Source organism: Psychrobacter sp. M9-54-1, assembly GCF_016613355.1.
Lineage (GTDB): Bacteria > Pseudomonadota > Gammaproteobacteria > Pseudomonadales > Moraxellaceae > Psychrobacter > Psychrobacter faecalis.
The window spans coordinates 65941-81735 of sequence record NZ_JADGFW010000037.1; the positions used below are offsets into that span (position 1 = coordinate 65941).

General features: G+C 40.3%; 10 protein-coding genes, 1 tRNA gene and 1 pseudogene. 7 read left to right on the forward strand and 5 right to left on the reverse strand.

Going from position 1 to position 15795, the window contains the following annotated elements; genetic code table 11:
- Nucleotides 1–404: 404 nt before the first annotated feature.
- Nucleotides 405–1199 (reverse strand): annotated as a pseudogene (locus tag IQ457_RS12220) (restriction endonuclease); the annotation flags it as partial.
- Between the two features lie 287 nt (nt 1200–1486).
- Here IQ457_RS12220 and IQ457_RS12225 point away from each other — a divergent pair.
- The 7 genes from IQ457_RS12225 to IQ457_RS12255 all read left to right on the forward strand — a co-directional run bounded on the left by IQ457_RS12225 (nt 1487) and on the right by IQ457_RS12255 (nt 12627).
- Nucleotides 1487–3856, forward strand: a complete 2370-nt coding sequence (locus IQ457_RS12225; RefSeq protein ID WP_200663589.1) for a type I restriction-modification system subunit M — start codon at nt 1487–1489, stop codon at nt 3854–3856.
- Complete coding sequence (locus IQ457_RS12230) at nt 3856–5172, forward strand: restriction endonuclease subunit S (protein WP_200663591.1); 1317 nt, start codon at nt 3856–3858, stop codon at nt 5170–5172. The genes IQ457_RS12225 and IQ457_RS12230 overlap by 1 nt, the downstream gene beginning before the upstream one ends.
- A gap of 66 nt (nt 5173–5238) precedes the next feature.
- Nucleotides 5239–5997: a hypothetical protein gene (locus IQ457_RS12235; protein WP_200663594.1), complete on the forward strand. Its 759-nt coding sequence runs from the start codon at nt 5239–5241 to the stop codon at nt 5995–5997.
- 166 nt (nt 5998–6163) lie between these two features.
- Nucleotides 6164–7090, forward strand: a complete 927-nt coding sequence (locus IQ457_RS12240; RefSeq protein ID WP_200663596.1) for a hypothetical protein — start codon at nt 6164–6166, stop codon at nt 7088–7090.
- Nucleotides 7091–7377: 287 nt separating this feature from the next.
- Nucleotides 7378–7998 carry a hypothetical protein gene (locus IQ457_RS12245; RefSeq protein ID WP_200663597.1) on the forward strand — a complete coding sequence of 207 codons (621 nt, stop codon included), beginning with the start codon at nt 7378–7380 and terminating at the stop codon, nt 7996–7998.
- A gap of 34 nt (nt 7999–8032) precedes the next feature.
- On the forward strand, nt 8033–11314 hold the full coding sequence (locus IQ457_RS12250) for a type I restriction endonuclease subunit R (protein ID WP_200663599.1): 3282 nt from the start codon (nt 8033–8035) through the stop codon (nt 11312–11314).
- A gap of 98 nt (nt 11315–11412) precedes the next feature.
- Nucleotides 11413–12627 (forward strand): competence protein CoiA, encoded by a 1215-nt coding sequence (locus tag IQ457_RS12255; RefSeq protein WP_200663601.1) that lies wholly within the window; start codon nt 11413–11415, stop codon nt 12625–12627.
- A 97-nt stretch (nt 12628–12724) separates the two neighbouring features.
- On the opposite strand, the gene IQ457_RS12260 is transcribed toward IQ457_RS12255, so the two are convergent.
- The 4 genes from IQ457_RS12260 to IQ457_RS12275 form a co-directional block, all read right to left on the reverse strand.
- Nucleotides 12725–13039 carry a hypothetical protein gene (locus IQ457_RS12260; RefSeq protein ID WP_200663603.1) on the reverse strand — a complete coding sequence of 105 codons (315 nt, stop codon included), beginning with the start codon at nt 13037–13039 and terminating at the stop codon, nt 12725–12727.
- 79 nt (nt 13040–13118) lie between these two features.
- Nucleotides 13119–14396, reverse strand: a complete 1278-nt coding sequence (locus IQ457_RS12265; protein WP_198334084.1) for a tyrosine-type recombinase/integrase — start codon at nt 14394–14396, stop codon at nt 13119–13121.
- 182 nt (nt 14397–14578) lie between these two features.
- Nucleotides 14579–14665 (reverse strand) — tRNA-Leu (locus IQ457_RS12270).
- Nucleotides 14666–14802: 137 nt separating this feature from the next.
- Entirely contained in the window at nt 14803–15576 is a 774-nt protein-coding gene (locus IQ457_RS12275; RefSeq protein WP_144296434.1) for a ferredoxin--NADP reductase, read from the reverse strand.
- Nucleotides 15577–15795 lie beyond the last annotated feature (219 nt).

Consider the following 15795-nt stretch of genomic DNA (forward strand, 5'->3'; position numbering starts at 1 on the left):
ACCCCTTTTTCCAATTAGGGACATGCCCTAATAAGTGCACCAGGTACAGCAAAAAACTTATTGGCACATCGTGTTGTTGGCTGTTTGCAATCTACTGACAAAAATGATGCTAGCCCAGTTTACTTTGAATACTTGCTAACAAAATTTTCAAACCCCAATATCAACCAACCTAGCTGAGAAAATCTGAAAATAGTAAAATCCCACCAAGCCCAGACGGTAAGGCTTGGTGGCTTTCATATACGATAAAGCCTATTGCTCTATTTTTTACAGTGCTTAGCTTTGATAATGTTGCACCTTGAAAAATAATGGTTTTGCCGTCTGACAAGTGAAGGCAACACTATCGAAATATTACTCACTCATAAAAAAACTTGTTTAAAAACTTATTTTCAGTTGAAGCTATTGATCTAACTAACCAGCTTTAATAGCTCATCAAAGCTATCAATCACACCATATTTCACAGTCTGATCCGCAAGGCTATTATTCTCGCCAGCCTTTAGGTTTAGTGCATCAAAGAACTTTTTAGCACTCTCTATCCGATACTTTTCTTTTTCACGTAAGTCAGCGTCTATCATTGAGCCTTTGGTTTCAGCTACAAAATAAATATGACGCACTTTGCCTTCGTTGAAAGCAATAGCCCAGTCAGGATTATAGTCGCCTACAGGGGTCGGAATTTTAAATCTATCAGGCAACTTGGCATATACTGCTACATCGTCAATGGCACCTTCTAGTTCCTGAGCAAATCGTTTTTCAATGCTTGAGTCCGTCGCAACATAGTCAAAAACATGTCGGCTCACTTTTAGCGAGTCGCTAGGGATTTTTTGATTTGACACAAAAATCTCATTAAGCGGGTAGGTCTGGTCGGTCGTATAATAAGTAAGACCTTGGATAACCATCTTGATACGTGCTTCGTTGATAAGGCGAGCTACCTCACGGATGAAAGCCTCAGGGTTGTTTTTAAACTGCGCAAAAATACCGTTATTAATACCTTTTAAAATAGCCACGATACTACGACGAGTAAGATCCGTCTGTTCACTCAGTGAGCCTATCAAGTCATATTTTACTTGTGAACGTATAGAAACATCTGCTGATTCAGTTGAGGTAGTAGGGCTATCAAACGACTGCCTAGCGGTCAATTCCTCATGAGAGATAGTATCGCGCTGAGTAGATTGAGCAAGTTTATAGCTGAGTGATTCTACAAACCCTGATATTTAGTGTGTCACCTAAGTAAAATACTAAATAGAAAAAGGAAGATAGCCCTATATTTTATATAGGGTCAGCTTCCTTTTTTATTGTTCATGAAATATAGTCACAGTTTAATACAGATATGTTTAATAATATTCTCAGCACCCAGTTAGTGTAGGAGTTAGCACCTAATAAACTATTTTTACTATAGAGGGTCGGGTGCGTTATAATCTCAAGAATTCTGGTAAACCTCTATTTATCTTAGACTTATTCTGTAAGCCCTATTCAATAATAAGACCCTCCTATGACAACACAAAACTTCTCTCAAACCGCCGCTTTCATCTGGTCTGTCGCTGATCTATTGCGAGGTGACTTTAAGCAATCGCAATACGGCCGCATCATCTTGCCATTTACGCTACTGCGCCGCTTAGAGTGTGTATTAGCTGACCATAAAGAAGCGGTCGTCGAGAAGTATGCCACTATCAAAGACCAAGGTATGCAGGAGGACATGATAGAAAAGCAGCTTACCCGTATCAGTAAGCATGCTTTTTATAATATATCTCCTATGGATTTAAGTAAGCTAGGTCAAAGCGATATCAAGGATAATTTAAACACTTATATTCAGTCATTCTCAAAAGACGCGCGTGAGATATTCGAGCATTTTAAGTTTGAAGAGTTTATCGGTCAGCTAGCAGACGCCAACTTACTTTATAAAGTCGTCCAAAAATTTGCCAATACAGATCTAAGCCCTGAGGCGATTTCTAACCACGATATGGGCTTTGTGTTTGAAGAGCTGATCCGCCGCTTTGCCGAAAGCTCAAACGAGACCGCAGGCGAGCACTTCACGCCGCGCGATATCGTGCGCTTGACCACTTCACTGGTATTTATGGAAGATGATGACGCGCTGACTAAAGACGGCATTATTCGCACCATCTATGACCCCACAGCAGGGACGGGCGGCTTCCTATCCTCAGGTATGGAATACGTGCTAGAGCTAAACCCTGATGCGCGTATGAGCGCCTTTGGTCAAGAGCTAAATCCTGAATCCTATGCTATCTGTAAAGCTGATATGCTCATTAAAGGACAAGACGTTAGCCGTATCAAGCTGGGCAATACCTTATCCAATGATCAGCTAGCAACTGAGCAGTTCGACTATATGTTATCTAATCCACCGTTCGGTGTGGACTGGAAAAAGATAGCTGGCGAGATCAATGATGAGCATGAGCAAAAAGGCTTTGATGGTCGCTTTGGGGCGGGCTTGCCACGCGTGTCTGATGGATCGCTATTATTCTTAATGCACTTACTGAGCAAGATGCAGAACACGACTGCCAACAGTGAGCAGAGCCGCGCCAATGAGCACCAAGGTAGTCGCATTGGTATCATCTTGAATGGTTCACCGTTATTTACGGGCGGCGCAGGGAGCGGCGAGAGTGAGATCCGTCGTTATATCCTTGAGGCTGATTTACTAGAGGCCATCATCGCTCTGCCTACTGATATGTTCTATAACACGGGTATTGCGACATATATCTGGATATTGAGTAATAAGAAAGCGCCTGAGCGTAAAGGCCATGTGCAATTGATCGATGGCAGTAACCTATACGGCAAGATGCGTAAATCACTTGGCTCCAAGCGTAACGAGATGAGCGAAGAGGACATTAAGACCATTACCCGTAGCTTTGGCAACTTTGAAGTGGTGGACGCCCGCGTATTAGATAAGCCAGAGGAGGTTAAGTCTAACCGTGGCCGTCAGTCTGCCAATCCTAAAGCCGAACCTGCCAAGACCTTTGCCAGTAAGATATTTGCTACCCATGAGTTTGGCTATCGCCGTATCACTATTGAGCGGCCGCTACGTCTATCGGCTCAGCTGTCAGATAGCGCGTTAGAGACCCTACGTTATGCACCTAAACCGTTCGATATGGTCATGCCAGCGCTGTATGAGGCGTTTGGTGGTAACTGGGCTATTGATAGTAACAGTGACAACTATGGTGACTTATCAGCAGTTACGACTGAGGCGCGTGCGATGATTAAGGCGGACTTTAGCGAGCTAAAAGAAAAGCAAATCAAAGACGTGCTTGACTCTAAAGTATGGCAAGATCAGCTTGAGATCATGAATAAAGCCAAAGCCTTGCAAGCGGCGATCGGTAAAGATCAATTCGATGACTATAACGAGTTTGAAAAAGTGTTTAAGCAAGCGTTAAAAGACGCTGAGGTTAGCTTAGACACCAAAGAGAAAAAGCAGCTGATGGATGCTATCACATGGAAAAACCCTGAAGCAGAACCCGTCATCAAAAAAGCGGTCAAGGTTGCCAATCCGATCTATGGTGCGTTTAGCTATAAGCCTAGTCAATCAGACAAGCCAGCCAAAATCGTAGAGTTCCAAACCGATAGTGACCTACGCGATTATGAAAACGTACCGCTTAATCCTGAGGTGACCACCACTGAGCTGATCGAAAGTTACTTCGCCCGTGAAGTACAGCCGCATGTGCCTGATGCGTGGATCAATAGCGACAAGACAGATGCTATCGATGAAGAGATTGGCATTGTCGGCTTTGAGATACCGTTTAACCGTCATTTCTATGTGTATGAGCCACCGCGTCCGCTTGCCGATATAGACGCGGATTTGGATGCAGTTAGTAGTGAGATTATGCAGCTATTGGGTGAGGTGCATTCATAATGGCTGAATTGGTGAAGAAGTATCAGCAGTATGATGAATATAAGGATTCTGGGGTTGAGTGGTTGGGGGAGATTCCAGCGCATTGGGAAATCAATAGACATAAGTATGTTGCAAGTTTCACCAAAGGAAAAAATCCTCAAGAGATTTTCGATGAGTATTCACCAGATTATTACCCGTACTTATCAATGGATAGCCTGCGTGGTAATTCTGCACATAAATACGCACCCTTAGTTAAAAACTTATACTTAGTTAGTGAAAACCAACCATTAATTATTTGGGATGGTTCAAACGCTGGCGAGTTTGTACGTGGTAGACGTGGCATTCTTTCTTCGACAATGGCGGCTGCTAAACTAAATTGTATGATGAATCCAAACTACTATTGGTATTTATGCATGTGTATTGAGCCAGAAATGAGGAAGCATGCTAATGGTATGGGGATTCCTCATGTGAATGGCGACGAACTTAAAAATATCAGTTTAGTTAATCCTTCATTAAGCGAACAATCAAAAATCGCCAGCTTCCTCGATTTCGAGATTGCCCAAATCGATACCCTAATCGAAAAACAGCAAACCTTAATCAAGTTATTAAAAGAGAAGCGCCAAGCGATCATCAGTCATGCGGTGACTAAAGGCTTAAACCCTGATGCCCCAACGAAAAATTCGGGTGTTGAATGGTTGGGGGAAGTGCCTGAGGATTGGGAGGTTTGTAAAATTCAATATTACGCCAAGATTGAAAGTGGACACACGCCCAGTAAAACTAAAGAAAAATATTGGGAAAATTGTAATATTCCTTGGATATCGCTTAATGATTCGAAGCAACTTAGAGTTGTAGATTATATCTCAGATACAGCTTTTGAAATCAGTGAGTTGGGATTAGCAAACTCTTCAGCAAGAATTTTACCTAAACATTCAGTTGTATTCACTAGAGATGCTTCAATTGGTTTAAGTGCTATTACTACGAAAGAAATGGCTGTATCTCAGCATATAATTGCCTGGCTTCCTATAAAGCAGAAACTATCTCCTGAGTTTCTGCTTTTAGTCTTCTACGGAATGGAAAAAGAGTTTGATAGGTATACCTTTGGTTCAACTATTAAAACCATAGGAATGGATAATATTAGAAGTCTTACAGCTGCGTTCCCCTCACTTATCGAGCAAAAAATAATAGTGGAACAATGTTTTGGTCAACTTAAAACTATTGACAAAACTATTGAAAAATCTGATGCATTATTGATGATTCTAAGAGAACGTCGCACTGCTTTAATCTCTGCTGCCGTCGCGGGTAAGATTGATGTGAGGAGTTGGCGGGCGCCTGAGTAGCTGTAAATAGAGATTAAGCGCATATTGCGTTTGATAAACAAGAAAATCAATAAAAGGAGTTATATCGTGAAAGTAGTTACCGTAGCAGCTCTATTGGCATCAATGGCCGTGACCACCATCGCCCAAGCACAGACCTATAAATGGGAAGATGATTTTTGCAGTATGCAGGGTGACTTTGACAGTAGAAAATACAATGATAAGCAAATCGAAAACTCATATTTTGTGCTAGAGAGCTTAACAAGATCAAATCTAGATAGCTTTTTTCCACCGATGGATATTGATGCACTAGACAAGTTATCGATGAAAGACTTAGACAAGCTTACTGAAGAATATATAAAAGTTAAGAATAATATTGAACGACTTGATGTGGTGCCTGAAGCAAAAGGTTATAAGCAAGAGTTGGTCAAGTCTATTGACGGCGAATATGAACAAAATAAATTGACGATTTTGGGATATCTGAATCCCAGTGAGGCACTCAAGCAAAGCCCGCAAATGTGTAAAACTTATATTGAGCCGTTATTAAAGAATGAAACGGCTGTGCAAAATAGATGGAAGCAGTTTGTTGAAGAGCAAATTCAAGAACAAGCAGATATCACAGACGATGGTGGCAAGTATTACCGCAGTTTGGCTACCAAGCGCTATCAGGAAGAAAAAGCCAGTAACCCTGCTAAATATGCCAAAATTGATTTGGTTACTTTTGGCTTTGGTAACTGTGTGAATGAGCAGATTTATCATGCTGACTCTGAAGTGGTATTTAAAAATCAGCAAAAACTGAATAAAACGTTATTTGGTAAAAGCTTTAAGCAGATGTGCGATGAGCCGTAAAACTTGGATTAAGTTTTTTAATGAAGTCGAATAAACCGCCCAACTCGTGCAAGTATGCCACACCGCTCTAATATCTGCTGCTGTTACGGGTAAGATTGATGTTCGGGGTTGGCGGGCGTCTGATGTTGATAACCTAAAATAAATTTAGTTTCATTAAGGGAATGTTATGACATTAGTAATAGCTGGATATAGTTACGGTGATTTTGAGCAGGAAAGTATTTATTTTGCTAGTGATAGCAACATAACTCAAAACAATGTCGTAATGGTCAACGGTTTCAAAAAAGTTATTGAAGTACCTATTAAGATGCAAGGTTTGAGCTTCAGTGGCGAATGGTTCAATGATTATTATCATAAATCTAAGAATGATGCTGTTTGTGCAATAGCATTTGCTGGAAGCACATTAGTGGCTCAACATATGATTAACTCTATAAAAAATCATTTGTCTGAATTATATCCATCCTATAGGAATGGTAAATACATTCTCGCAATGAGCTGTGAAGGAAGTAAGCAATTAAGAAATGGAGATTATGATGAAAGTATGTTTTTACCTAGACATATCAACTCATTGATCAACGCTGATTATATTTCCGATGTGGTAGAACACTCAATTAATGCAGTTTTAGATAAAGCTAGAAAACATACCTCTATGAGAAATCACTTTGGTGCTTATCAAGCTGAGTTTCTTTTAGGCATACAATGTCCCCAAGATAGAAAGTATTATTTATATAAATACGAGATAGTTGAAGATCCAATATTAGAAGTAGTAGTCAAAAAGACTGTTATTCGAAGAAATGCCATAGCAATGATTGGCAGCGGTAAATTTAAGCAAGATTACTTTGAAAAAGTAGTTTTTAAAGAAGCTTTCGATAATCGTATTTTTACTAAAAATGATTTTCAGATATCTTCTTTAACACATGAATATAATAGCTTTTTTGGAACTCATGGCTTTGTTTATGCTGGTAAAAGAGTTTTTAAATTACTTAACGAGGTTATAGATTATGAAAATTCTACTAGGAGTAATATTATAGGTAAGCCTAGTGGGTTATTTGAATTACAAGATGGCATTCTTAAAAGAGTTGGTTTTGAACGATAAAATACTTACAGGGCAACGAGATTACTCAGAGCATTATAATAACTATAAACGGACTTAACGTAACCGACACCACCTACGAATCTGTCTTTCAAGCAGACATCGTTACTCAAATGCAGACGCAAGGCTGGCAAGTTGGTAATGCTAGTGGCTATACGACTGAGACAGCACTCTATGAGCAAGACGTGCTGGACTTTGTATAGAGCAATTAGCTGGGATAGTAGATGAAGTTTACATCCTGTTTATCTTAGCGACTTTAAGCATGATTTGAACTGAGAGTAGAGATTCCTATGAAAAACAGCGCTATAAAATACCGAAAAATAAGAGGCATCAACCGCCGTAAACGTGCTATTGAGCAATGGGGTGATAATCGTAAGAGCCTTAATATTAATCTACTGACTCAAGAAAAAAGAGACTACGTTAAGTTTCGGGTACAACCATGGTCGCGCTTACCTTTAGGCAGTAGTGTTTATCCTGAGCCAACAGGTGACTGTGAGTATTTACTGATTAAAAATTTGCAAAAAATCTATCAGTCATGGAAAGACTCGCTAGAAACGTTGCAAACTCCTTACTATCTACAAATTTGGCTATACGAAGATTATATCAGTCGATCCCAAGTGGTTTGTGCGATAAAGGCTCATAAAAACTTTTATCAGAATACTTTTGAGTCAGTAGATAAACAGCCCCAAAATGGTATTCAAAGCTCTATTCACTACAATGCAAACACTGCTAAGTACTTAGATTGCCATATCTGGCAGTTTAGTCGGCATATTGAAGCTTATGATATGACCGATGAAGACAGTAGAGAAATGGTGCAAGAGACTGACCCTAGTAAGATATTGAGAACAGAGATTATTAATGGTCGAAAACATAAGATCGTTGAAATTAACAAAGTTTGGTTGATCTCATAAGCCTAATTTATAACCCAATAATAAGAATCATGTCATGACTCAGACTAGCACTGCTACTAACGCCCATAACATCACCTACGAATCTGTCTTCCAAGCCGATATCGTCACTCAGATGCAAGCGCACGGCTGGCAGTTGGGTAGTGCCAGCGGCTATACGGCAGAGACCGCGCTATATGAGCAAGACGTGCTCAACTTTGTGCAGACCACCCAGCCGCAGGAATGGGAGAAGTTTTGCCGCACCTTTCCTATCGACTCTGAGCGCCACTTTATCACCGCCTTGGTCAAGCAGCTCAACAAAGCGGACGCACAAGCTACCGATAGAGCCTCGCGCACCTATGGCACGCTAGGCGTCTTACGTCATGGTCTAAAGATTCGTAATGCGCGGTTTAGTTTGTGCCAGTTTAAACCTGAACACAGCCTCAACCCTGAGACCATGGCACGCTATGAAGCCAATATCTGCCGTGTCGTTCCTGAGGTAGTCTATAGCCCGCATGCCAGCGTAAAGGATAGCACTGACGGCAAGGTCGCTAAGCGTAACCGTATCGATATCGTGCTATTCGTCAATGGCTTGCCTGTCACTACAATGGAGCTAAAGTCGGAGTTTAAGCAAGCGGTACAAAATGCCATTACTCAGTATAAGAAGACCCGCCTGCCGAAAGACCCTGATACTAAAAAACCTGAACCACTGCTGACCTTTAAGCGCGGCGCACTGGTACATTTCGCCGTCAGTCAATATGAAGTCTATATGACCACGAAGCTGGCAGGTGACAGTACTTACTTCTTACCGTTCAATAAAGGCACCAGCGAGGGCGGCGCGGGTAATGACGTGCCAGCCGATAGCAGCCGTTATGCCACCGATTACCTATGGAATGAAGTGCTGACGCCAGAGAATTTACTTTCGATCCTTGGGCATTTCGTTCACTTGCAGATTGAAGAGGTTGAAGATTGGGAAGGGCGCAAGTCTAAGAAGGAGAGTTTAATATTCCCGCGTTATCATCAGTGGGACGTCGTGACCAAGTTGGTTGATGCGGCTATCGATGAGGGCGCGGGTCAAAAGTATCTCATTCAACATAGCGCAGGCTCAGGTAAGTCTAATTCTATCGCGTGGACAGCGCATCAGCTATCGACTTTATATAACAGTGACGGCGATAAACAGTTTCATTCTGTCATTGTCATTACTGACCGTACGATACTGGATCAACAACTACAAGATACGATCTTTCAGTTTGAACATGCCGATGGCGTGGTTGGACGTATTAATAATAAAGAGGGTGAAGGGTCAAAGTCTGAGAAGCTAGCCAGCGCCTTGGTAAACTCACAACCGATTATCATCGTCACTATCCAAACCTTTCCGTTTGTGCTCAAAGCCATTGAAGACTCCGCTGTCTTAAAGTCACGCCGTTATGCCATTATCGCTGATGAGGCGCATTCCTCACAGACAGGTACTACTGCGCGTAAGCTCAAAGAAGTGTTAGTGTCTGGTGATAATGACAGTGACAGCAATGATAAAGATAGCGATCAGGTACTATCTAGTGAAGATATGCTAGATAACGTCATTGCCGCGCGTCGTAACAGTCCTAATTTGAGCTACTATGCCTTTACCGCTACACCTAAGCCAAAAACGATAGAGTTGTTTGGACGTGTACCTAATCCTGATCTGCCACCGTCAAAACAGAACGTACCTGAGTCTTATCATGTCTATTCAATGCGCCAAGCTATAGAAGAGGGCTTTATCTTAGACGTGTTAAAAAACTATACCAATTACAAAGTGGTCTATCAGTTAACCCAAAAAATTGCTGCTGAAGACAAAGAAGTCGATACCCGCCGCGCGACTATCAAGCTTAATAACTGGGTGCGCTTGCATGATCATAACATCGCGCAAAAGGTTAAAGTCATCATTGAGCATTTTAATGAAAACATCAAAGGGTTACTCGGCGGGCAAGCCAAAGCTATGGTCGTGACAGGTTCACGTAAGGAGGCAGTTCGCTACAAGCTCGCCTTTGATCGCTATATTACTGATCACGGCTATAAAGGTATCAATGCTATGGTAGCGTTTTCGGGTGAGGTCAGCTTTAACGCTGATGATCCTGATAGTAGCGCCTTAATTGATCAAAAATTTACTGAGCATAATATGAACCCTAATCTTAAAGGGCGTGATATGCGTAAAGCCTTTGATAGTGATGATTATCAAGTGATGCTAGTGGCTAATAAATTTCAAACAGGGTTTGATCAGCCCAAATTATGCGCCATGTACGTGGATAAAAAGCTTGGCGGCGTAGACTGTGTGCAGACGCTCTCACGTTTAAACCGTACATATGCTGGCAAGTCAGTGAGTGGCACCTTTGTGCTCGACTTCTTTAATGATCCAGAAGACATATTAGAGGCGTTTCAGCCGTATTATAAAAATGCTACTTTAGATGATGTGTCTGATCCTGATAGTGTGTTTGATCTGTATGAGAAGCTATGTGCTGGCGGTATATTCGATTGGCCGGAGGTTGAACAGTTTGCTATTGCTTTTTACGCCAAGAACAAATCTGGTGCCGCTGTCAGTAATATCTGCAAGCCTGCCGTTGAGCGTTGGCAAAAACGCTATAAAGAAGCAAAAGAGCAGGCTGCCAATGCCAAGATGCTACTAGAACGAAGTAATGCTACTGGAGATGCGGTGCTGATTGCTAACGCTGAGACCGATTATAAAGGCTATAAGGTGGAGCAAGACGCACTTGAGCTATTTAAGAAGGATCTGACCACTTTCACGCGCCAGTATGAGTTCATGTCGCAAATTGTCGATTATGATGATAAAGCGTTGGAGAAGCTGAGTTTGTATGCTCGTCACCTGCAACCTATGCTACGCGAAAAGCTAGATGATGACGACGACGTTGATCTTAGTAATATTGTTATGAGTCACTACCGCTTATCTAAACTTCGTCAACAAGATTTAAAGCTGCAAGAAGAGAGTATTGATCTAAAATCAGGCAGCGGCGGCGGCGGTAGAGCGAGGGACAAGGAAGAGGATTTGTTATCGCAAATTGTGGCGCGGCTTAATGAGATGTTTGATACGGAAAATCTAACCGATAGCGATATGCTCAACTATTCGCAAACGATATGGGATAAGATTAAAGAGAACGATATCGTCATGCAGCAGATTGCTAATAATCCAGCGGATAAGATTATGTTAGGTGATTATCCAGATGCCACGCTAGACGCTATCTTTGATAGCCAAGAAGCGTATCAGGAGATCACTAAGCAGTTGTTGTCTGATTCTAATCGCTTAGCGCAGTTTACGCGGTTCTTATTGGATAACAAATTGAGTGCTTAATAAAGATAAGCTTTAAATTATGCTTGGTTAACTAAGAAAGTATGAAAATACACAAAAAGGTAATGCTAGCTTAAAAGTCAAAATAATTAAGGATCAATATGGCTTTTATTTGCATAAAAAATGATGAAAAAATCTATAGTTTTATATATAGTTTAAAAGATTGGATAGCTTTAAAAGAAGATAAAGCGTCCAGTTTCAATATGGCTTGCTGTGGTAATCAGGCAATACTAAAGACAAGTAAGCTAGGTACGCAGTTCTTCGCTCATAAGGCAAAACCTAAAGACTCTGACTGCTCGACTGGTGGTGAAACTGCCGAACACATGCATATCAAATATCTTGTTATGAAAGAATTAGATAGAAATGGTTGGAATGTAGAAGTCGAAAAAAGAGGGGTTACCCCTAGTGGTGAGGAATGGATAGCAGATATCTACGCAGAAAAAGGTAAAGCGAAGATTGCCATTGAAGTGCAATGGAGCCCTCAAACTTTTATAGAAACAAAACGCAGACAAGAAAAATATGCTCAATCAGGTGTAAGGTGTGCGTGGTTGCTTAGAAGTGGCTCAATTAAAGATACGAACGCAATTACAGGCGATTATGCTTATAGTACGAAAGACATACCTGTATTCTCTATTTATAGAAATAAGACGCAGGACAATCAAGCTTATATGATTTATAACGTGAATAAGCTAGACAGCAACAGTAGTCGGTACAACCACTGTTCATTTAAGCCTATTACACTACCATTAGAGAATTTTATACAAAGATTGGTTTCACAAGGCCTAGTTTTTATACCTTATGAGCGATTCACCTCTACAAAGTTTAGATTTAAATCCAACGGTATCACTGAGATGACTTTAGGGCTGAGTAAAGACTCTTGCGCTAAATGTGGTTACTCCAATCCGATAATTTCTGAGGTGAGATATAAAGAAGACTATAAAGTACGTTCTAAGAAAATAAAAGATTGTAGCGATAAAGAGCTTAGAATTATTAATACACATTTTTCTAAGCATTATGTTTTTTCACCCATAAAAAAGGTGCGTAGTGAAATACTCAACAAAGTTTTTATAGTCAATACTTGTGTTGAATGTGGTTTTGTCATAGATAGAGATGGTCAATATAGTACCTATTTAAAAAAATTTTTCACTAAGCCGCTTTTTATAAAGTATTTAGGTCTTAATACAGAAAAATTCTATACTTCGAATACAACTCTTAATACGGAATGTGTTTACCGTGTAAACAACAGTTTCAAAATCAAATATAACGAGAGTTTTGAGTTTGGTAAATGGGTTACTAGAGATAGTGAACCAGTTTAATCAGAATAATTGGCATATATGATTGTTTATAAAAAATCATAAAATTTAATTCACTACTGTAGATTTTGCAATAGCTACTATATAGGTTTGACAGCAATCAAACGTAAGCCTTTTGCCATACTGCGTTTTTGCAAACCATACAACACCAACTATCTTGAGCACGCATATATAGGATATCTGCTGGCATCTCTACCGGGCAAGCACTTGTGCAGTACTCACAGAGCACATCATCTAAACAAGCGTAACATTGAGCAATCGTCTCAAACAATAGATTTGAGTTGATTCTATATTTCTGACATAGCATTTGTACATGTTCAAGATAATCCTCCTTATGATCATATGCCCAATAATCAACACAGATTTTTTGATCTCTACTATTCTGTGTCATACCAAATTCAAGTTTGATACCCATAGTATGTCTCCTAATCAAAATGTCGTTATATGTTCTATCGATTAGTTAGTTGTACAGAACTTTAAAAAACTATATGAAGTTATGTCTGTAAGAGGCTCTTAATCACCTCATCTTGAGTCATTCCTATATGCTTGCAATAAAAAGCTTCAATCTCATCTAAAGCTTCACGTAATTGTCGCTGTGATACCTGTATGTAATGTAGTGTCACATCATCACTAGATTTAGCCTCACGATGATTTAGCAGTCTCTTTAGTACAGGATAGGTTACATTAAGACTATTGGCGACAGTGCCAAATGTACGACGTAAATCGTGAGGCGTAATGTGCAAGCCAGCTTTGTCTGATATTGAATGATAACTACCGCTCAAATCTTTAACGTGGTCGCTATTTCTTTTCAAATCACTCGGAAATACCCAACGCTCTCCATTGCTCAATCTATAGCGTTCACTAAGTATGGCTTGAAGTATTTTTCCAGTAGGCATATGGTAATCAGAACCATTTTTAGTAGCTTTAAAAACGATACGAGCAGCGTCAAGGTCTACATCTTCCCATCTTAGTGTCTGCGCTTCATTTAAGCGAACTCCAGCAAACATAAAAAGCAGTAAAAGATCACGAGCATTATTGCTATAAGATGCTTGTTTGAAAGAACTACCGTCACGGTGTTCAATCAAAGTTTTAAAATATACTCCTAAATACTCTTCTTCAACATGACGAGTACGAGGTTTAATTTTGTTCCAATCATTCTTGGCATTCAGTATTCGAATGGGTTGATCCTTTATTATGTACTCCTCATCGTCATCTAAAAAACTATCTTGACAGTAGTTCCATATAGAGCGGAGAGCTCGCATAGTGGCATTCGCTTGAGCTGGACTAGATTTGCTGATTTCCTTATGTTTTTCACTTATCATAGTTTTAGTTATATCGTTTAACGATATATCAAGCCAGTCATCGAGTCGACCAAGTATTTGCTGATCATAAGTTTCAATAGTACGGCTAGCAAGATTTGGCTTCATCGATTTAAAGTAGGTATATGCTTCATTGAGTGTTGGTATATTACAATCTTGAATGTCTTTTAACTTTGGAGTAGCGTGATAACCATCGTAAACATCAAGCCCCTTTTTTATGTTGACCATCATCGTGCTAGCTTTTTCACGAGCTTCAGTCAAAGTGATTAGATGTGTTTCTTCAACTTCGTCACGATAGAGCTTACCATTGATGCGTTTATGAAGCGTGTATCTCTTAGATTGCTTACCTACACGAAGTGCAAAACCCGTTAATACTTCATCCATATAGATGTCTGTACCACTTGAAGCATATGCAACTGAATCGATAAACTTCTTACTAAGCTTAACTTTCATAATTCATCCGTCACGCCGCAGTTATTATATTAATAGCACTATAATACGTGAACATACAGATGTATTAAAGTATCAAGATAGTATCAAAATTTTATTTGACGCTAGTATTACTCGACCAATTTATAAATAATTCACGCAATAAAAAACCCTCACAATCCATAGACTGTAAGGGTTTCGTATAGTGGTACCAGTGGTCGGACTCGAACCGACACGCTTTTAAAGGCAACGGATTTTGAATCCGTCATGTCTACCAATTCCATCACACTGGCATGTTAGGAGATAAAGTCTTTACTGCTAGACTATATCGAATTGGGCTACAAGGTTAACTCTGTATAGGCTGCGTATTATAGCAGGCTATTTTTAGCCGTCAAGAATTATTTATTATATTTAAGATAAAAATTCATTTTTAACCAACGAAGGCACGTTCAACGGCATAATCCGCTTGTACGCCCATACGTGGAGAGACGGTGAGACCGAAGTCGTCTAAAATTGTAGAGATATCCGCATTAAATGGCATACTACCGCAGATAAGTACTCGGTCATCGTCTTTATTCATTGGCGGTAGACCGATATCTTCAAAGAATTTACCTGATTTCATCAGATCAGTGATACGGCCGGTATTTCTAAACTCTTCGCGCGTGACGGTCGGGTAGTAGATAAACTTCTCACGGAACTCTTCACCAAAGATTTCATCGTTTGGCAGCTCTTCTTCGAACATTTCGCGATAAGCCAAATCCTTGACCTGACGTACGCCGTGTACCAAAATGATTTTGTCAAAACGCTCATAGACTTCAGGGTCGCGTGATAACGCTAAAAATGGCGCAAGTCCTGTACCGGTTGAGAGCATATATAAGTGCTTACCCGGCAACAAATCATCTAAGACCAACGTGCCAGTCGGTTTTTTACTGACCAGTAACTCATCGCCCACTTTGATATGCTGCAAGCGCGAGGTTAGCGGACCGTCTTGAACTTTAATAGAGAAAAATTCCAAATGCTCTTCGTAGTTGGGGCTGGCAATCGAGTAAGCGCGCAATAGCGGTCTACCATCGACAACGATACCAATCATCGCAAACTCGCCATTACGGAAGCGTAAGCCATCGTCGCGCGTGGTTTTGATGCTAAATAGAGAGTCATTCCAGTGATGAACCTCAGTGACCGTTTCGGTGCGGAGTTTTGACATAAAGCCCTCGTTAGTAAGTGGTAATGTGTATTCGCCCATTAAAAATGGTGGTAAGCAAAAATTTTTAAGGTAATAAAAAGTGTGAATAAGATTAAGCGCTTATCAATTATCAGTTCAGGCTAATTAAGCAAATGACATGCTAAGCAAATGACACGGATAAAAAACCGTTATTTTAACATTATTATCAGGTTTTATAAGGCGTCAGATTATAGCAAACAA

Excerpts from the sequence above, each read along its gene's own strand:
- IQ457_RS12250 (WP_200663599.1), top strand. The coding sequence starts at position 8,033 with ATGACTCAGACTAGCACTGCTACTAACGCCCATAACATCACCTACGAA.
- IQ457_RS12245 (WP_200663597.1), top strand. The coding sequence starts at position 7,378 with ATGAAAAACAGCGCTATAAAATACCGAAAAATAAGAGGCATCAACCGC.
- IQ457_RS12255 (WP_200663601.1), top strand. The coding sequence starts at position 11,413 with ATGGCTTTTATTTGCATAAAAAATGATGAAAAAATCTATAGTTTTATA.
- IQ457_RS12225 (WP_200663589.1), top strand. The coding sequence starts at position 1,487 with ATGACAACACAAAACTTCTCTCAAACCGCCGCTTTCATCTGGTCTGTC.
- IQ457_RS12260 (WP_200663603.1), bottom strand. The coding sequence starts at position 13,039 with ATGGGTATCAAACTTGAATTTGGTATGACACAGAATAGTAGAGATCAA.
- IQ457_RS12275 (WP_144296434.1), bottom strand. The coding sequence starts at position 15,576 with ATGTCAAAACTCCGCACCGAAACGGTCACTGAGGTTCATCACTGGAAT.
- IQ457_RS12240 (WP_200663596.1), top strand. The coding sequence starts at position 6,164 with ATGACATTAGTAATAGCTGGATATAGTTACGGTGATTTTGAGCAGGAA.
- IQ457_RS12230 (WP_200663591.1), top strand. The coding sequence starts at position 3,856 with ATGGCTGAATTGGTGAAGAAGTATCAGCAGTATGATGAATATAAGGAT.
- IQ457_RS12265 (WP_198334084.1), bottom strand. The coding sequence starts at position 14,396 with ATGAAAGTTAAGCTTAGTAAGAAGTTTATCGATTCAGTTGCATATGCT.